At 69.3% G+C, this 18,927-nt stretch carries 15 protein-coding genes and 1 pseudogene; 6 read left to right on the top strand and 10 right to left on the bottom strand.

The annotated features are described in order from the left end of the window. The first annotated feature begins 138 nt into the window (after window positions 1-138). From gap to fba, 3 genes are all read left to right on the top strand, one after another. Window positions 139-1,146 carry a type I glyceraldehyde-3-phosphate dehydrogenase gene (gene gap, locus ASD25_RS25855; RefSeq protein WP_055828315.1) on the top strand — a complete coding sequence of 336 codons (1,008 nt, stop codon included), beginning with the start codon at window positions 139-141 and terminating at the stop codon, window positions 1,144-1,146. 152 nt (window positions 1,147-1,298) lie between these two features. After that, complete coding sequence (gene pgk / locus ASD25_RS25850) at window positions 1,299-2,495, top strand: phosphoglycerate kinase (protein ID WP_055828312.1); 1,197 nt, start codon at window positions 1,299-1,301, stop codon at window positions 2,493-2,495. A gap of 83 nt (window positions 2,496-2,578) precedes the next feature. Continuing rightward, window positions 2,579-3,664: a class II fructose-bisphosphate aldolase gene (fba, locus tag ASD25_RS25845; protein WP_055828309.1), complete on the top strand. Its 1,086-nt coding sequence runs from the start codon at window positions 2,579-2,581 to the stop codon at window positions 3,662-3,664. A 27-nt stretch (window positions 3,665-3,691) separates the two neighbouring features. Here the strand turns inward: fba and ASD25_RS25840 are convergent, their stop codons facing one another. Next, window positions 3,692-4,330: a DUF2799 domain-containing protein gene (locus ASD25_RS25840; protein WP_055828305.1), complete on the bottom strand. Its 639-nt coding sequence runs from the start codon at window positions 4,328-4,330 to the stop codon at window positions 3,692-3,694. 125 nt (window positions 4,331-4,455) lie between these two features. On the opposite strand from ASD25_RS25840, the gene ASD25_RS25835 reads away from it, so the two are divergent. Both ASD25_RS25835 and rpoH read left to right on the top strand, forming a co-directional pair. Beyond that, entirely contained in the window at window positions 4,456-5,484 is a 1,029-nt protein-coding gene (locus ASD25_RS25835) for an RluA family pseudouridine synthase (protein WP_055828302.1), read from the top strand. 207 nt (window positions 5,485-5,691) lie between these two features. After that, window positions 5,692-6,590: pseudogene (gene rpoH / locus ASD25_RS25830) on the top strand (RNA polymerase sigma factor RpoH). A 33-nt stretch (window positions 6,591-6,623) separates the two neighbouring features. Here the strand turns inward: rpoH and kynU are convergent. Continuing rightward, a complete protein-coding gene (gene kynU / locus ASD25_RS25825) occupies window positions 6,624-7,859 on the bottom strand; it encodes a kynureninase (RefSeq protein ID WP_055828296.1) in 1,236 nt (411 codons plus the stop codon). Window positions 7,860-7,947: 88 nt separating this feature from the next. On the opposite strand from kynU, the gene ASD25_RS25820 reads away from it, so the two are divergent. Then, complete coding sequence (locus ASD25_RS25820; RefSeq protein WP_200943725.1) at window positions 7,948-8,868, top strand: S9 family peptidase; 921 nt, start codon at window positions 7,948-7,950, stop codon at window positions 8,866-8,868. Window positions 8,869-8,887: 19 nt separating this feature from the next. Here the strand turns inward: ASD25_RS25820 and ASD25_RS25815 are convergent, their stop codons facing one another. From ASD25_RS25815 to ASD25_RS25780, 8 genes are all read right to left on the bottom strand, one after another. Beyond that, entirely contained in the window at window positions 8,888-9,661 is a 774-nt protein-coding gene (locus tag ASD25_RS25815) for a two-component system response regulator (protein ID WP_235562886.1), read from the bottom strand. A 104-nt stretch (window positions 9,662-9,765) separates the two neighbouring features. After that, on the bottom strand, window positions 9,766-11,061 hold the full coding sequence (locus tag ASD25_RS25810; protein ID WP_055828289.1) for an adenylosuccinate synthase: 1,296 nt from the start codon (window positions 11,059-11,061) through the stop codon (window positions 9,766-9,768). 82 nt (window positions 11,062-11,143) lie between these two features. Then, complete coding sequence (locus tag ASD25_RS25805) at window positions 11,144-12,295, bottom strand: phosphoserine transaminase (RefSeq protein WP_055828286.1); 1,152 nt, start codon at window positions 12,293-12,295, stop codon at window positions 11,144-11,146. Beyond that, window positions 12,295-13,236: a DnaJ C-terminal domain-containing protein gene (locus ASD25_RS25800; protein WP_055829671.1), complete on the bottom strand. Its 942-nt coding sequence runs from the start codon at window positions 13,234-13,236 to the stop codon at window positions 12,295-12,297. The genes ASD25_RS25805 and ASD25_RS25800 overlap by 1 nt, the downstream gene beginning before the upstream one ends. 127 nt (window positions 13,237-13,363) lie before the next feature. Continuing rightward, a complete protein-coding gene (locus ASD25_RS25795; RefSeq protein WP_055828283.1) occupies window positions 13,364-17,089 on the bottom strand; it encodes a glycoside hydrolase/phage tail family protein in 3,726 nt (1,241 codons plus the stop codon). After that, a complete protein-coding gene (locus ASD25_RS25790) occupies window positions 17,090-17,539 on the bottom strand; it encodes an NlpC/P60 family protein (protein WP_055828280.1) in 450 nt (149 codons plus the stop codon). It lies immediately after the preceding gene. Then, entirely contained in the window at window positions 17,536-18,189 is a 654-nt protein-coding gene (locus ASD25_RS25785; protein WP_055828276.1) for a DUF2163 domain-containing protein, read from the bottom strand. Before ASD25_RS25785 ends, ASD25_RS25790 begins: the two co-directional genes overlap by 4 nt. Before the next feature lie 2 nt (window positions 18,190-18,191). After that, a complete protein-coding gene (locus tag ASD25_RS25780; protein ID WP_055828273.1) occupies window positions 18,192-18,821 on the bottom strand; it encodes a DUF2460 domain-containing protein in 630 nt (209 codons plus the stop codon). Between the last annotated feature and the right edge of the window lie 106 nt (window positions 18,822-18,927).

The following is an 18,927-nucleotide window of genomic DNA, read 5'->3' as shown; positions in this document are numbered from 1 at the left end:
CCCGGCCCGCCCGCGCGACGCACCGACTGACCGGAAGCGTTACAGTTGATCACGCCTTGTTACGGGCGCGGGGTTGATCCTCGCGCCCGCCGGTTCCATTGAAGCGCCGACATTCAGCCCTTCTTCGGAGACCGCCCCATGACCGTCCGCGTCGCCATCAATGGTTTCGGCCGCATCGGCCGCCTCGTCCTGCGCTCGATCGTCGAGCACGGCCGTCGCGACATCGAGGTGGTGGCGATCAACGACCTGGGCCCGGTCGAGACCAACGCCCACCTGCTGCGCTACGATTCGGTGCACGGCCGGTTCCCGGGCCCGGTCGAGACCGGCGCGGACTGGATCGACGTCGGCCTCGGCAAGATCAAGGTCACGGCCGAGCGCGATCCGTCCAAGCTCCCGCACAAGGAGCTGAACGTCGACATCGCCTTCGAATGCACCGGCCTGTTCACGACGAAGGAGAAGGCCTCCGCTCACCTGACCGCCGGCGCGAAGCGCGTGCTGGTCTCGGCTCCCTGCGACGGCGCCGACAAGACCATCGTCTTCAAGGTCAATCATGAGACGCTGACGGCCGACGACATCATCGTATCCAACGGCTCGTGCACCACCAACGCGCTGGCCCCCGTCGCCAAGGTCCTGCACGACCTGTTCGGGATCGAGCGCGGCTATATGACCACCATCCACGCCTACACCGGCGACCAGCCGACGCTGGATACAATGCACAAGGACCTCTACCGGGGTCGCGCCGCCGCCCTGTCGATGATCCCGACCTCGACCGGCGCCGCCAAGGCCCTCGGCCTCGTGCTGCCGGCCCTGAAGGGCAAGCTGGACGGCTCCTCGATCCGCGTCCCGACCCCGAACGTCTCGGTCGTCGACCTCAAGGTCGTCGCCGGCCGCGAGGTGACGGTGGAAGAGATCAACGCCGCCCTCCAGGCCGCCGCCGACGGCCCCATGAAGGGCGTGCTGGCGACCACGATCGAGCCGCTGGTGTCCACCGACCTGAACCACATCGCCGCCTCGAGCACCGCCGCCCTGCCCCAGACCCAGGTCGTCGACGGCAAGCTGGCCCGCGTCCTGACCTGGTACGACAACGAATGGGGCTTCGCGACGCGGATGGCCGATACGGCGCTGGTGATGAGCAAGCTGATCTAGCACCAAACGATCCGCTCATCCCGGCGAAAGCCGGGATCCAGTCCTTTGGGCGATGACCGCGTCCAGTTTCGCACCGCTCGTGATCCCGGTCGTTGTGCCTCTCGAAAGCACTGGGTCCCGGCTTTCGCCGGGATGAGCGGAGGAGAAAAAGCATGACCTTCCGCACCCTCGACGACGCCCCCTCCCTCGCCGGCAAGACCGCCCTCGTCCGGGTGGACTTCAACGTTCCGATGGAGGACGGCAAGGTGACCGAGGACACCCGCCTGCGCGTCGCCCTGCCGACCATCAACAGGCTGCGCGATGCGGGGGCCAAGGTCGCCCTGCTGGCCCATTTCGACCGACCCAAGGGCAAGGTCGTCCCGTCGATGAGCCTGCAGCCGGTGGTCGACGACCTCGAGCATCTGCTCGGCGCCCCGGTCCGGTTCGCCACCGACTGCGTCGGCGACGAGGCGAAGGCCATGATCGCCGATGTGCCGCTCGGCGGGGTGGTTCTGCTCGAGAACGTCCGCTTTCACGCCGGCGAGGAAGCCAACGACCCGGCCTTTGCGAAACAACTGGCCGAGCTCGGCGACGTCTATGTCAACGACGCCTTCTCCGCCGCCCACCGCGCCCACGCCTCGACCGAGGGCCTGGCGCATCTGCTGCCGGCCTATGCCGGCGAGTCGATGCGCCGCGAGCTGGACGCCCTCGACGCGGCCCTGGGCAAGCCGCGAAAGCCGGTCATGGGCATTGTCGGCGGGGCCAAAGTCTCGACCAAGCTGGACCTGCTGAAGAACCTGGTCGGCAAGCTGGACCGCCTCGCCATCGGCGGCGGCATGGCCAACACCTTCCTTTTCGCCCAGGGGATCGACATCGGCGGATCGCTGGCCGAGCGCGACATGGCCGACACGGCCCGCGAAATTCTGGCCGAGGCCGAGGCCCGGGGGTGCCAGATACTGCTCCCCGTCGACTTCGTCGTGGCGACCGAGGTCAAGCCCGGCGCGGCCGCCCGCCCCGTTGTCGCCGGCCAGCCGCTGTCGGCCGACGACAAGATCCTCGACGCCGGCCCGGCCAGCGTCGCCCGCCTGGTCGACGCCCTGACCGCCTCGAAGACGCTGATCTGGAACGGGCCGCTGGGCGTGTTCGAAGTGCCGCCGTTCGATGCGGCCACCGTCGCGGTCGCCCACCATGCGGCCGCCCTGGCCAAGGCCGGCGTCCTGACCGCGGTCGGCGGCGGCGGCGACACGGTCGCGGCCCTGCACCACGCAGGCGTGGCCGACGACATGACCTTCGTCTCCACCGCCGGCGGCGCCTTCCTGGAATGGATGGAAGGCAAGCCCCTGCCCGGCGTCGAGGCGCTCCGGACCTGACGGTTTGCGTTGTTACATTGCGTGACTTCAAGGCGCGGTGCGGCTAAACCACCGGCAAAACATACGGGCTCAGGAGACACCCCATGGCGCGCATCACGCTGCGACAGCTTCTCGATCACGCGGCCGAGAATGGCTACGGCCTGCCGGCCTACAACATCAACAACATGGAGCAGGGGCTGGCCATCATGGAGGCGGCCGAGGCGGTCAACGCCCCCGTCATCATCCAGGCCAGCCGCGGCGCCCGGAACTACGCCAACGACATCGTCCTGGCCAAGCTGATCGACGCCCTCGCGGAGCTGTATCCGCACATCCCGGTGTGCATGCACCAGGACCACGGCAACGGCCCGGCGACCTGCGCCACGGCCATCCAGTACGGCTTCACCTCGGTGATGATGGACGGCTCCCTGGAGGAGGACGCCAAGACTCCCGCCAGCTACGAGTACAACGTCGACGTCACCCGTCGGGTGGTCCAGATGGCCCACAGCTGCGGCGTCTCGGTCGAAGGCGAACTGGGCGTGCTGGGTTCGCTGGAAACCGGCATGGGCGAGGCCGAGGACGGCCACGGCTTCGAGGGCAAGCTGGATCACTCGCAGTTGCTGACCGACCCGGATCAGGCCGTGGACTTCGTGCGCGAGACCCAGGTCGACGCCCTGGCCATCGCCATGGGCACCAGCCACGGCGCCTACAAGTTCACGCGCAAGCCCGACGGCGACGTCCTGGCCATGAATGTGATCGAGGAAATCCACCGCCGCCTGCCCGACACCCATCTGGTCATGCACGGATCATCGTCGGTTCCGCAGGACCTCCAGGACATCATCAACCAGTACGGCGGCGAGATGCCCCAGACCTGGGGCGTGCCGGTCGAGGAAATCCAGCGCGGCATCAAGCACGGCGTGCGCAAGATCAATATCGACACCGACAACCGCATGGCCATGACCGGCGCGATCCGGAAGATCCTCGCCGAGAAGCCCGGCGAGTTCGACCCGCGCGCCTATCTGAAACCGGCCAAGGAGGCGATGCGCAAACTCTGCCAGGAGCGCTTCGTCCAGTTCGGCTGCGAAGGCCAGGCGTCAAAGATCCGCCCCTTGTCGACGGCCCAGATGGCCCAGCGCTACGCCAGGGGCGAGCTGAACCCGCATTTCGGCTCGACCACGTCCAAGGCCGCCTGACGCGCCTGATCGCGGCGCCCCGACGCCCTACCAGCCGCCGTATTGACCCTGGAAACGCCAGCGCACGTCCCGGACGTCGCGCTCGGCGTCGTCGATCGCATCCTGGGCCCGGCGCCATTCCCGCTCGGTGTCCGCGCGCTCGCGCCGGATCTCCTGAATGCGGTTGCGGATCGTCTCGCGCTGCTGGTCGGTCAGCCCCTCGGCCCGCGCCTCGGCCTGTTTGGCCGTGATCTTGTCGTCCAATTCCTCCAGCCGGTTCCCCAGCGAGTCCGCCTGGCTGCGAACGTTGACCAGGGCCTGCTCGACCTGATGAACGATCTGTCCGTCGCGATAGGCGGGAAGGAAGTCCGCTTCCAGATACGATGGACAGACCCCGCCGTAGCTGGAACCGGCGCGGCCCTCCCTGAACCCGCGATCCGGCCTGCAATACTGGACGAGGCCCTGCTCGCGTCCCGCGCCATAGACGGCGGCGTCGGGCGTGATCCCGTGTTTGGCGCAGGCCTCGGCATGGTCGTTGAGGCGGCTCATGGTCAGGCCCGCCGCGCCGTCCGCAAAGCCCTGTCCGGACCAGTCCCCGGCCATGCACTGCTCCGCGCTCATCGTCGCGCAACTGCCCAGAACCATGACCGCGCCGCCTGCGGCAGCCGCGAGAATCCACGATCGCATGACCCTCCCTCCGTAAAGCCAAGCTTAACCATGACTCAGAACGGGAGAGCCGCCAAGCGCGCCTTGTATTTCAGGCTGCCCGCCGTGCTAGATCAGCGACCGCCCGCTGAGCGGCGGAGCCGCCCTTGTCCGACGAACCTCTCCTTTCTGAAGACCTCCTCGCCGATGAGGAAAGCGCCACCATCCTAGAGGCGCGCCTCGAGACGGGCGGGGTCCGTCTCGACAAGGCCCTGACCGACATCTTCCCCACATTGTCGCGCGCGCGGCTGCAGGCCCTCCTAGCCGAAGGCGTCGTCAGCCGTGACGGCGAGCCCGTATCCGTGGCCTCCGGAAAGGCCCAGCCTGGCCTCTACGCCATCGCCCTGCCAGCCGTCGTCTCCGCCATTCCGCAACCCGAAGCGATCGCCCTCACGGTGCTGTACGAGGACGCCCACCTGATCGTCGTCGACAAACCGGCTGGCATGGCCGTCCATCCGGCGCCCGGTAGTGAAACCGGCACCCTGGTCAACGCCCTGCTTCACCATTGCGCGACGTCCCTGTCCGGCATCGGCGGCGTCGCCCGCCCGGGCATCGTACACCGGCTGGACAAGCACACATCCGGCGTGATGGTCGCCGCCAAGTCCGACGCGGCCCATGCCGGTCTCTCGGCCCTGTTCGCCGCCCACGACATCGAACGGACCTACATCGCCCTGACCCGCGGCGCGCCACAGCCGGAGAAGGGCCGCATCGTCTCCAACCTCGGCCGCTCGACTGGCGACCGCAAGAAGATGGCGGTGCTGAGAACCGGCGGACGCGAAGCCATCACCGACTATGTCGTCGAGCGGCTCTTCGGCGCCGCGCCCCAGAAGGGCAGCCGCCCCGCCGCCCCGCCCCTCGCCGCCCGCGTGGCCTGCACCCTGCACACCGGCCGCACCCACCAGATCCGGGTCCACATGGCCTCGAAGGGCGCGCCCCTGCTGGGCGACCCGGTCTATGGCACCGGCAGTCCCGCCAACCTCGTGCGCGCCGCGATCGCCGCGGCTGGCCTGACCCGCCAGGCCCTCCACGCGGCGATCCTCGGCTTCGTCCATCCGATCACGGGAGAGGCCCTGCGTTTCGAAACCCCGCCTCCCGAAGACATGCGGGTGCTCGAAGAAGGCCTGGCCCGGCTCTAGTCCGTCTTGATTAAGGACGCACTATCCGGTATACGTCCGTCATTCGGTGCCGTGGCGCCGGGGCAACGGTCACGCCGCGGTGTGACGATCCGCCTCTGACAAAGGCGGAAACCCGACCCTATTTCATCGGTTGAGGGGTGAGGCGACGGCGCACATCGGGTGGCCGCTTCCGGAGAGCCCGCTCGTTTTGACGGTCGGAGGGACCATATGGCTGTAGCTAGATCACTCGCGGTGATGTCGCCTGAACAGGGGCTTTCGCGATACCTGACGGAAATCCGCAAATTTCCGATGCTGGCGAAGGACGAGGAGTTCATGCTCGCCAAGCGCTGGACCGAGCACCAGGACCCCGAGGCCGCCCACCGTCTGGTGACCTCGCACCTGCGTCTCGTGGCCAAGATCGCCATGGGTTATCGCGGCTACGGCCTGCCGATCGGCGAGGTGATCTCCGAGGGCAACGTCGGCCTGATGCAGGCCGTCAACAGGCCGTCAAGAAATTCGACCCGGACAAGGGCTTCCGTCTCGCGACCTACGCCATGTGGTGGATCCGCGCCTCGATCCAGGAATACATCCTGCGCAGCTGGTCGCTCGTGAAAATGGGCACCACCGCCGCGCAGAAGAAGCTGTTCTTCAACCTGCGCAAGGCCAAGAGCCAGATCTCTGCCTTCGAGGAGGGCGATCTGCGTCCGGAACACCTCTCCGCCATCGCCACCAAGCTGGGCGTGTCCGAGGAAGAGGTCACCAACATGAACCGCCGTCTCGGCGGCGACTCCTCGCTGAACGCTCCAATCCGATCGGACGGCGAAAGCGAGTGGCAGGACTGGCTGGCCGATGACACCGCAGTGTCGCAGGAAACCGCCCTGGCCGAGAGCGAAGAGAAGTCGATCCGCATGGGCCTGCTCGAGGAAGCGATGCAGGAGCTGACCGACCGCGAGAAGCATATTCTGACCGAGCGTCGTCTCAAGGACGATCCGGTGACGCTGGAAGAGCTGGCCGGCCAGTACGGAGTCTCGCGCGAACGCGTCCGCCAGATCGAAGTCCGGGCCTTCGAGAAGCTTCAGAAGGCCATGCGCGCGGCGGCTGACGAGCGGAACCTGGTCGACGCCTGATGAACCCTCCCTCCCCGCATCGCGGGGAGGGACTCAGGTCACGGCCGAAAGGGCCTGGAACCTTTCGTCCCGCCAGCTCCCGCTGTCGAAAATGTCTCCCAGCACCTCGACCGCATCCCATACATCAACGTGACGCACGTACAGCGGCGCGAAGCCGAAGCGGATGACGTCCGGGCGCCGGAAATCCCCGACCACCCCGCGCGCGATCAGGTTCTGCATCACGGCCCAACCGCCTGGATGCGCGAACGAGACCTGACCGCCACGGGCCGCTGCGTCGCGCGGCCCGACCAGCATCAACCCATGCGCCGCGCATCGCGCCTCCACCCTTTCGATGAACAGATCGCCCAGCGCCGCCGCCTTGGACCGCGCCTGGGCCATATCCACGCCGTCGAAGGCATCCAGCGCCGCATCCAGCGCCGCCAGGCTGAGGATGGGCGGTGTCCCGCACAGCCAGCGGTCGATCCCGGCGGCCGGCTCGTAATCGTCCACGAAATCGAACGGCCGGGCGTGACCCATCCAGCCCGACAGAGGATTGCGCAACGCCGCCTGATGCCGCCTCGCCACGAACAGATACGCCGGTGCGCCGGGCCCGCCGTTGAGATATTTGTAGCCGCAGCCCGCCGCCAGATCCGCCCCGTCCCGGTTGAGGTCGACGTCCAGCACCCCCGCGCTGTGGCTCAGGTCCCAGAGACTCAGGGCCCCGGCGGCCCGCACCGCCGCGCTTTGCGCCGCCATGTCGCGCACGGCGCCGCTTCGGTAGTGAACGTGACTGAGCAGGACCAGGGCCGTCCGGTCGTCCAGCGCCGTCTCGAACGCCCCCGGCTCGACGACCCGCAGGTCGATCTCCGGCATGGCCCCGGCGAGACCCTGCAGGATGTAGAGATCGGTCGGGAAGTCGCCCCGCTCGATGACGACGGCCCGCCGCTCCGGCCCCCGGGCCCGAACGGCCCCCGCGGCCAGTTTGAACAGGTTCACCGACACCGAATCCGCCGCCGTGACCTCGTCCGCCTCCGCGCCAATCAGCCGGGCGATCTTGCCTCCCACCTGTCGGGGCAGGTCAATCCACCCATGGCGGTTCCAGCTGGAGATCAGGTCCCGGCCCCACTGTTGCTCGGTCGTCTCACGCACCCGCGTCGCCGCCGCCAGCGTCAGGGCGCCCAGGGAATTCCCGTCCAGATAGACGACCCCGTCCGGCAGACTGAACCGGTTCCGAACGCCGCCCAGCGGATCAGCGGCATCCCGATCAAGACAAGTCTGGCGGGTCGTCATTCGGGAGGCTCCTGTTGCCGGGCGGCTATCGCTCTCTACAGTGAGCCGCCACGCCGGTGAAACGGCGACATCGACAGGATCGCCCGGAATGCGCCCGCCCTTGACCGTCTTGGCCGCATCCCTGTCCGTCGCCGCCTGCATGTCCTCTCCCGCGCCTGTCGATCCGGTCGAGACCCGAACGCCTATCACCTTCAGCCAGCTTCTGAGCCAGCCTCGCGCGAGCGCGGACTTCCGCATCGCCTATGGCGCCGACCCACTCCAGTTCGGCGAGCTGTGGATTCCGAAGAGCGGCCGTCGCCATCCCGTCATCGTCCTGATCCACGGCGGCTGCTGGCGCGCGGATCTGCCCGGCGTCGAACTGATGGACTACATGGCCGCCGACCTCCGGGACCGGGGCTACGCCGTCTGGAATCTTGAATATCGCCGCATCGGCCACGCAGGCGGCGGCTATCCCGGGACGTTTCAGGACATCGCCGCCGGCCTGGATCATCTGCGCGCCCTAGGGCCGCAGTACGGCCTGGACCTGCGCAGGGTCGCGGTCTCCGGTCATTCCGCCGGCGGCCATCTGGCGCTATGGGGTGCGGCTCGAGACCGTCTTCCGTCGACCAGCCCGCTTCGCATCGTCGGCCCCCTTCCGGTGCGGGGGGTCGTAACGCTGGCCGGCATCGCGGATCTGACCGCCTATCGCGAGACGGGACCAGACGCCTGCGGCGGCCCCTCGACCATCGACGCGCTGGTGGGTGTTCAGGGAAGGGACGCCCCCAACATCTTCGCCGACACCTCGCCCCCCGCCCTGCTGCCGTTGGGCGACCGGCAGATCTTGGTGTCGGGCGCGCTCGACCACATCGTGCCGCCGCGGTTTGGCCAGGACTATGCGGCCGCGGCCGTATCGGCGGGCGATCCCGCGACGTCCGTGGTGTTGGAAGGAGCCGGGCATTTCGAGCTTGTCGACCCGACCTCGGCCGTCTGGCCGCGCATCGTGGCGGCCTATGCCGGCCTGCTTGGGTAGACTGCCGGGTGCGGGAGTCTCAGCCCGCGCGCTGCATCGGCGTGATCGGCGCCATGGCCAGCAGCGTCCCGATCGGGGCCGCAAGGGTCGCCTTGGTCACGGGTCCCGACGCCAGGGTGACCTCCAGCGCGCCGACCGCCACCACGAGCCGTGAATCCGACGCCTTGAGGGCCAGCGCCTTGAGCTGGGACGCCTGTTCCCGCACGGCGCGCACCGCCTGCATCGGATCGCTGTCGAACTTGTCCAGCGCCGCCGCCAGAATGCGCATGGCCTGATCCTTGGTAGCCGCGGTCGCCTCGGCTCCGGTGGGGGCCTCGTCCGCTTTTCTCTTGCCTGGCCCCGAAAACTCGCCCGAATTGAACCGCCGACGGTCCGGTCCGATATAGCCGACCGCCTCAACCCAGTCCCGGGGCTTAAGCGCGACGTTCTCGACCCGCTTGAACAGGTCGGCGCTGGTGAAGGGCTTGCGCAGGAATTCGTGCACCCCCGCGTCGCGCGCGCCCAGGATCGTGGTCGCCGTAGCCTCGGTCGTCACCATGATGATCGGCGCGCGGCGGCATCCCAGATGCGACCGCCTCAGCTTCCGCGCCAACGATTCTCCGTCCAGCTTGTCGCCGGTCCGCTCAGTGAACACTATGCCGGGCTCGAGTTCCGCCGCCCTCTGAAGCGCGCGATCCTCGGTTGGCTCGACCAGGATCCGGGCGGCGCCCAGTCCCTTGATGATCTCGCTCAGTATGCGTGCGGAATGGGGGTTCGGATCGACGATCAGAACCCGCCTCAGCATCGGGGCCATTCTTGCCAGCACTCGACGATCGGCAGCAAACAAGACGCAACTCTCCTCAGGGACGGTCATCCTTAACCGGCGCCGGTTAAGGCCGGTTGAATGCCCGGCCGCCCTCAGCCCCGGAAGGGATCGTGCATCATGATGGTGTCGTCGCGTTCGGGACTCGTCGACAGCAGGGCCACCGGGGCGCCGATCAACTCCTCGATCCGCCGGACATACTTGACCGCATTCGCATTCAGATCCCGGAAGCTGCGCGCGCCGGCTGTGCTTTCGCTCCAGCCTTCAAGTTCCTCGAACACCGGTTCGGCCGCGGCCTGGGCCTTCAGGCTGGACGGCAGATAGTCCAGCACCTCACCGTCGATGCGGTAGCCCGTGCAGATTTTGAGCATCTTCAGCCCGTCCAGCACGTCCAGCTTGGTCAGGGCGATACCGTCAATCCCGTTGATCGCCACCGACTGGCGGACCAGCACGGCGTCGAACCAGCCACAGCGGCGCGCCCGGCCGGTATTGACCCCGATCTCGCGCCCCACCGTCGCGAGATGGATCCCCACCTCGTCATTCAGCTCGCAGGCGAACGGCCCCTCGCCCACCCGGGTCGTATAGGCCTTTACGATCCCCAGCACATAGCCGACCCCGCGCGGCCCGATGCCCGATCCCGCCGCCGCCTGTCCGGCCACGGTGTTCGAGCTGGTCACATAGGGATAGGTGCCGTGGTCCACGTCCAGGAAGGCGCCTTGGGCTCCCTCGAACAGCACCCGTTTGCCGTCCCGCCGCGCCTGATCCAGCACCCGCCAGGCCGGTTGCACATAGGGCAGGATCTTGGGCGCAATCTCCAGCAGCTGCGCCAGCAGCGCCTCCGGATCGATCGGCTCGAGCCCCAGCCCCGCCCGCAGCGGATCATGGTGCGAGCGCAGGCGGTCGATCTTGACCTTGAGGTCTTCCACATTGGCCAGGTCGCAGACCCGGATCGCGCGCCGCCCCACCTTGTCCTCGTAGGCCGGACCGATGCCCCGCCCGGTAGTGCCGATCCGCGCGCCCGGTGCGCTCGCCGCTGCCTCGCGCGCCACATCCAGCGCCGGGTGGATGGGCAGGATCAGACAGGCGTTGTCGGCCACGATCAGCACCTCGGGGCTGATGTGGATTCCCTGCGCCTCGATTTTCCCGATCTCGCCGACCAGGTGCCAGGGGTCGACGACCACGCCGTTGCCGATGATCGAGGGCTTGCCCTGCACCACGCCGGACGGCAGCAGCGCCAGCTTGTAAACCTTGCCGTCCACGACCAGCGTATGACCGGCGTTGTGCCCGCCCTGGAACCTGACGACCATGTCGGCCCGGTTCGACAGCCAGTCGACGATCTTGCCCTTGCCCTCGTCACCCCACTGGGCGCCGACCACCGCGACGTTCGCCAAGACTGTTCTCCGCTGTCCGGGATTTCGGAATGCGGGCGCAGCCTATAGCGGGGGAATCGGCGGGTGTCCCGCCGCGGAGCGATTATTCCGCCAGCGCCGTCTCAAACGCCCAGTCCAGCCAGGGCGTCAGCGCCTCGATATCCGCCGTCTCCACGGTGCAGCCGCACCAGATCCGCAGACCCGCGGGGGCGTTGCGGTGGCTCTCGATGTCGAAGGCCGCGCCCGCATCCTCGACCAGCGCCTTCATCCGCATGACCAGCGCCCGGCGCGCATCGTCGTCCATGGCCGCCACGCGCGCATCCACGAACTTCAGGCACACCGAAGTCGTCGAGCGCGTCGCCGGGTCTCGCGCCAGATAGTCGACCCAGTCCGTCCGCCGGACCCACGCGTCGAGCGTCGCCGCGTTGGCGGCCGTCCGCGCGATCAGGCTGTCCAGACCGCCCGCCGCCAGCCCCCACTGGACCGCGTCGATCCAGTCCTCGATCGTCCACACCGAGAAGGTATTCAGCATCGACCCGTTGGCCAGCATCCGGTCGAAGCCGTTCGCATCCCGCAGCCGCAGCACCTTGGGCACGCTGCGCGGCGGTTCATAGCGGTCCAGCCGCGCCACCGCCCGTGGCGACAACGCCGCTACCCCCAGGCCCGCCTCGCCGCCCAGCGCCTTCTGGAAGCTGAACGTCACCACGTCCAGCTTGCCCCACGGCAAGGGCATGGCGAACGCCGCCGAGGTCGCGTCGCAGATCACCACGCCTTCGCGGTCGTCGGCGATGAAGGTTCCGTTCGGGGCGCACACGCCGGAGGTCGTGCCGTTCCAGGGAAACACCAGGTCCTTCTTCGGATCGACCTTCGAGGTATCGGGCCACCCGCCCCACGGCGCCGTCAACACCTCCGGGTCCAGTCTCAGATGCTCGACGGCGTCGCTCGCCCAGACCTTGCCGAAATTCTCGAACGCCAGGACCTGGACGGGCCGCTCGCCCAGCATCGACCACATGGCCGCCTCGACCGCCGCGGTGTCGGACCCTGGCACATAGACCAGCACCCAGTCCGCCGGGACCTCCAGCAGTTCCCGCGTCAGTCTCAGGCCGTGCGCGAACCGCTCCACCACCTCCGGCGCGCGGATGCCTCGGCCCAGCAGCTCATGAGGAATCGCCTGCGACGACCATCCCGGCCGCTTCGCCGTCGGCCCGGACGAGAACCACGGCCGCGCCGGTTTCACGTTCGGCCGATTGGCCATCAATCGCGCCACGGCTTGTAGGGGCCCGCGTCGCGCATCGCCTGCGCCAACTTGGTCAGCGCCGCGTTTTCCTCCTCGGGCAGCATGACCATCAGCCTGGCCAGAAGGTCGCCGCGCTTGCCGTCGGCGAACGCGCCTCGCCCTTTGAGCCGCAGCACCTTGCCTGAGCTCGACCCCTTGGGAATGGTCATCGAAACCGTCCCCTCGGGTGTCCGCACCGGGATCTTGCCGCCCAGAACGGCGTCGGTCAGGGATACCGGCAAGTCCATCGTCAGGTCCGCCCCGTCCCGCGTGAACACCGGATGCCGCGCGATCTTCAGCGTGATCAGGGCGTCGCCCGCCTCGCTGCGGCCCGAGGCACCGGGCGCGCCCTGACCCCTCAGCCGGATCGTCTGGCCGTCCGCCGCGCCCTTGGGGATGGTAACGTCCAGGGTTCGTCCATCCGAGAACTGGATTCGCCGCGTCGCGCCCGAGATCGAATCCTCAAGGCTGATCTCCAACGTCGCCTTTACGTCGGCTCCGCGACCCAGACCCGCATTGGAGAAGCCGCCGCCCCTCGCTCCGCCCGGCCTCGTCCCGCCGCCGAACATGCCACCGAACAGCTCGTCCAGATCGATGTTCTCGAAGCCCTGTTGCCGCGCCCCGCCCTGGCCGAACGGATTGCCGCCCGAACCGCCGCGGGTCGGTCCACCCGCGCCGAAGCCGCGGAACTGCTCACGGCCGTCGGCGTCGATCTCGCCGCGATCGAATTTGGCGCGCTTCTCCTTGTCGCCCAGCAGGTCGAACGCAGCCGTGATCCGCTTGAACCGCTCATCGGCCACGGTGTTGCCGGGGTTCTTGTCGGGATGCAGTTCCTTGGCGAGCTTTCGGAACGCCTTCTTGATCTCGTCAGCGCTCGCGCCCCTCGAAACGCCCAGTTCCTTGTAGGGATCGCCCGCCACGTTCGAAACCGCTCCTGCGCCGGGCTCAAGCAGCGCGAAGCGCATCAGCCCACCAATACCGAAACGATCAGTTAGGCCATCGAGGGGATTCCCGAAAGGCGCGCGGTCGAAATCTCTGGCGTGGCGATCAGCCGAGCGCCGCCCTCGCCTCGACGCCCCAGCCGTAGCCATCCCCCCACTGCGCCACGGCGATCGTCGCTCCCGGGCCGGGCCCGGCGGGAAAATCGATCGCGACGTCCGCCGCCGGATAGAGCGCCGCCACGCCCTCGGCCTCGAACGTCCGGAGCACCGTCGCTTCCGCCAGGATCCTGACCCGGAACCGCAGCGGATCGGCGGACGCCGGTTCGCCCTCCCAGCGGTCCCCGTCGATACGGGACCGCGCGACCCAGCCCAGGTCGAACCCCCCGTCAGCCCGGGCGCCCGCCCTCAGATGCGAAGGCGACCAGGGCCGGTCGTGGACGCCCGTGGCCGTATGGACCACCTCGCTGACCGCCGCCCCGCCGGGAGGTCCCCCCGTCGGACCGGCGCGCCAGATCAGCGGCAGCCCCCGCTCGGTCCGCGGCGACTCCGCCCGCGCCGGCGTAGAGTCCAGCAGAACCACCAGGGCCCCCGCCGCTGCGCCGGCCGCCATGGCGTTGTCTGTCCCCTGCTGCGCACGCAACAATCCGCCCAATCGCCAGACGCCGTCGCCCAACAACTCAGCCGTCCGGAATTGCACCATCTCCCAGCCGTCCTCCGTCTCGACGGCCGCCGCATTGCCGCCCGCGAGCACCGCGATGGCGGGACGGCTTTCCGGAGTTCGTCCCTCGACCCGGACAGCCAAGGTGTTCACCGCATCCCAGCGATGTCTGGGGCCTGGAGCCAGCGGTTCCGTCAGCACGCCCACGGTCGCAGGTCGCGGGATCTCGCCTCGCGCCGCCAGGGCATCCGTCGACGGTCCCGCGAACACCTGCATCGGCCGCCATGGCTCCCCGGCGGCGACCGGGATCGGTCGTCCGTCGATCTCGGCCCCGGCCAGGGGCGGCAGTTCCATCATCCGAAAGAAGGGCGCACCCACCATCGTGCTCGTCCTGTCGGCCCTGGGCCCGCCCTCGTCCGCCCCGGCGTCCACCGACGATATCCGCTCCAGCATCGCGGACGGCGTCTCGTCCATGTCCAGCCGCATGACGCGCCAGTCGCCTTCCCGACCTTCGACCGAGACCCGGTCCCCCGGTTCCAGCCGCATGGCCGCCAGCGGCCCGAGCGCCGCTGTCAGCCGTTCGTCCGCGAGTCGTTCGAGGGCCCGTTCCGCAGCCGCCCGCGCCAGCGAGGCCGAACACACCGCCGGCAAATCCAGGTCGACCCCGCCGCCCTCGCCCGCTGACCGCATGATCGCCGACCCCGTCCGATAGTCCGCGTCGCCGTCGATGAACCTTACCCGCGCCGTCCCTGGCGACCCCTCCAGCGTCCGATCCGCCCGGATGCTCGCGCCGTCCTCCGGCAGCCCCAGAGCCTCCGTCGTCAGCGCCGCCTCCGCCAGACCTTCCCCAACCACCGCGACCTTGCCGCCCCGCTCGGCCGCGACGAGCCCCAGCGCGGCCAGAAGCGGCTCCAGCGCGTCCCGCGTCCGCATCGGCCTGTCGATGACATAGCCCTGCACCGCCCCGCTCACGGCCCCCACCTCGAAATCTTGCGCGGTCAGCCCACCACGCTCCAGAACCGCCGCGATCAGATCCCGCGTCTCGCCCCCCAGCCGGCCATTCAGCCAATGCCCGGTCCGCCACGCCCCCGCATCCGCCCACACGTCTCCGCGACCCGGAAACGCGGGCCAGGGCCGCGCGTCCCAGCACCAGGCGTCCGCCCCGTTCAGCATCGGTCCGCCATAGACCGCCGACACCGGATTGTTGTCCGGGACCGCGTAGTGCCGCAGGACCGCCTCCAGCGCGCGTCGCTGCATCCGGTCGTCGCGCACCCCGTTTGAGAAGGGCGGCAGACCGCTCTCGGCGCTCTTCGGATCCTGGAACAGGTTGGGCGCATTGCCGCCCCGGTCCACGGCCGCGCAGCCGAACTCCGTCAGCCGGATCGGTTTCATTCCGGCAACCCAGGCCGTCGGGGCCGAATTCCGTACGCCGCCCGGCCGGTCATGATGCGCGTTACTCCACCAGCCCTTCAGGTCCTTGGGCCGGAACATCCAGTCCTCGCCATGCGCCGTGTCGGCGATCGCCGTGCGGGTCTGGATGACCCGGTCGGCCTCCGAGGCGTAGAACCAGTCGAACCCCTCTCCGCCCGCCACTTGCGCCGTCAGATAGGCGGGGTCGTCGGGCCCGGCGAAAAGCATGCCGTCCACGCCGCCGTCGCCGGCCCGCCAGTCGCCCAACGGCGGATACCAGTCGACGCCCACATAATCGATGTTGGCGTCGGCCCACAGCGGATCCAGATGGAAGAGCGCGTCGGCCCCCTCATGCCGCCCGAAATATTCGGACCAGTCGGCCGCGTAGCTGATCGCCACGTCCGGTCCGACCACCGCCCGACACTCGGCCGCCAGCGTCCTCAACTGATCCACCGCCGGAAAGCCGCCGACGTCGTCGCGGGTCCAGGTCAGCCCACGCATCTCGGAGCCAATCAGCAGCCCGTCCGCGCCGGTCTCCGCCGCCAGCGCCGCATAGTGAAGCGCCAGCCGCCGCAGGCCCCGGCCCGCCGCCGTCCCGAACATGGCCTCGACGTCCGCCGCCGCCTGACCGCCGTCACGTCCCCTGACCCGTCCCCGCCACGGATAGGCCGCCTGTTCCGTTCCGCCGTAAGGGTCTGGCAGGCTGTTCCTCGCCGGCACGTCCATGAACACGAAGGGGTACAGCGTCACCTCCAGCCCCCGCGCCTTCAGTTCGGCGACGGCCTGCCGCACGCTCTCGTCCGATGGGGTGCCGCCATAGGCCGGGGCGCCGCCGCTCTCCGAGATCACGTGCGCTTCCGCACGCGCCAGCCCCGCGACCGACCAGCTCAACGGCTCTGTCGCCTTCCCGACCCGCTCCACGCCGGGCCGGATCGTGCACTGCGCCGCGCGCAGGTCGGTCCCGAACCAGCCGATGACCAGGCTGACCCGCTTCAGACCCGGGGCCTGGGCCATCAGTTGATCCAGCGATACGATGAGGTCCGTCCGCCCGTCCCCGCCATGGACATTCTCCGCCGTTGTCCGCGTCAGCCCTTCACGGCGCGTGACGACATCGGTCGCCAGCACGAACTCCCCGGCGCCGGGGATCAGGCACACGCCCTCCAGCCGGTCCTCGAGCGCCGTCCCGCCGGCTCCCGCCCTTCGGAAAACCTCGAAGGCCAGCTGCGGGGGCCGGTTCCCATAGGCGCCCAGAGACAGGTCCTCGAACACCGCGTAGGCCGTTCCCCGATACGACGGCGCGGTTCCCTCGACCGCTTCGATCAGCGGATCCGGTATCTGATCGGCGCCGCCGCGATGCACCCGCATCGTCACGCCTGACAGGTCCATGGGCCGCCCATCGGCCCACACCCGGCCGATCCCGTCGATCTCGCCCTCGCACAGGGCGACAGCGAAGCTCAGGGAATAGTCGTACTCGACCGCTCTCGGCCCGCCCTTGCCGCCCGAGATCGTGTTTCGTCCCTCAAGGAACCGGGCCGCCCAGATCACCTGCCCCGTGACCCGGGCCCGCCCGAACACGGCCGCCATCGGCGCGCCCTCGGCCGAACCCTGCACCTTCAGCGTCTCGAGCCGTGGCCCCTTCTGTCGCGCCGGTTCCAGCCCCGAGATGACCCTCTGGTCGATCGTCCGCCCGAGGGTCGACCCGATCACCGCCCCGATGGGCCCGCCGACCGCCTGCCCCACGCTGCTCAGGATGACCTGCGCCATTCAGTCGTTTCCCCTGCTTCCGGCCGGCCAACCGAACACCGCGACCAGCCGGCGCCGCCACCAGGCCCCCATCCAGCTCTCCACCACGGCCCGGCCCCAGTAGGCGTGGATCATCCGCGGCTCGGCGCCCGCCGTATCGCTCAGGATCGCGCAGTGTTTGACCGGACATCCGGCCGCCATGCGGAACATCAGCACATCCCCCGGCGCCGCATCCGCGACCGGCTTCTCCGTCAGCCAGCGCCGCGCCGCGGCCAGCAAGGTCTCCTCGCCCCCGACCTCGGCCCAGTCGGCCTGATAGGCCGGCGGGGATTCCGGCTCGCGTCCCACCAGGTCGCGCCAGACGCCGCGGACCAGTCCCAGACAGTCCGCCCCCTCGCCCCGCACGCTGGCCTGATGCCGGTACGGCGTTCCCAGCCAGGTCCTGGCGACCGCGGCCGCCCGCGCGTTCATCGGCGGCTCCCGCCGTCATTGCGTCCACCTTCGACCGGAGCGGCAGTCAGGAAGTCGTCGCCGGGAATGTCCGGAAAGCCCTGAAAATTGGTCCCGTTAGCGAATGTCCCCACGCAGGTTTCCCAACGCTTGTCGCACTCGGCGCCAGGAAAGGCGGCCCGATCGATCCGGCACCGCCCGTCGCCCAGCAGGGCGTCGCATCCCCGTCCGTAGGTGCGACCAACCACCCGCTCCAGCCGGGCGAGCGGCCCCTCCAGTTCGGCGACGAAGCCTCCACCCTCGCGCCGGATCCGCGCCAGCGTCGCCGTCCAAAGACGCATCCGCAGCTCCGGCCGCTCCCAGTCCACCCGCCACAGCGCGACCGCCGCCCCGTCGTACAGTCCCGCCTCGACGTCCGCATCCGTGATCGCCGCGTCATCCAGGGCTCCGGCGATCGCCCCCGATCCCGCCGCCAGGCCGACCGCGCTGTCTGCGGCCCCGGCTGTCCAGCCGCTCGCTGCCTGGCAGGTCACCCCCTCGACGGTCAGGTCGCGGTCATGGTCGGTGAAGCCCGTTTCGACTCCGTCCGTCCGTCGCAGCACCCAGGCGTGGCACAGCGTCGCCGCACCGCTCTCGATGCGGGCGGCCATCTCCTCCGGCATATCGCGCATGGCTAGACCCGCACCTCGATCAGCGGCGCGGCCGCCATCCGTCCGGCATCGAAACTCTCCAGCGTCACCTCGATCCGATCCGTGTCGAACCGCACCGGCGTGTCGAACTCGAAACCTGCTGTGACGGCCACACCGGCGGCCGGCGCCGCGTCCAGCGTGACCAGCCCTGTCGCGTGATCGACCGCGAACGTCCCGCTCGCCTGTTCGACCCCGCCCACCGCCAGCCGCACCGTGCCTTCGACGGGTTTGGCGATCCGCCGTTCCGCCGCGGTCTGGTCGTCGCCGTAGCGTTTCGACAGCGGGAACACGGTCCGCGCCCCGTCGCCCTGGGCCAGCATCTGATCCACCGCGCTCACGGCCGCGCCCGGCGTGCAGGACTTGCAGTCCGCGAAGTCCCGGAACCGGAACCCGTACAGGCGTCCCCGGCGCGCCTCGAAGAAGCTGGTCAGGGTCGCCATGTCGTCCAGCGATCTCAGATTGGCCCCGATCAGATAGCGGCGGCGCCCCTGCGCCCAGGGCGTCGAACGCCGCTCGAACCCGGACCCCAGGGTCACGATCTCGGTGCGTCGCTCCACGCCGCCCGTCGACCCGAACGCCAGCCGCGCGGGCAGCCTCACCTCGTGAAAGGCCATTCACTCTCTCCTGTCCGGATTTCCAGCGGTCGCTTTCGCTTGTCGAGCGAGCACCGTTACGCCATCCTCCCATGCCGGACCGCGGGTCCGGATCGCGCGGGGAGGG

Source organism: Brevundimonas sp. Root1423, from assembly GCF_001426805.1.
This window is presented reverse-complemented; position numbering and strand designations above follow the sequence as displayed.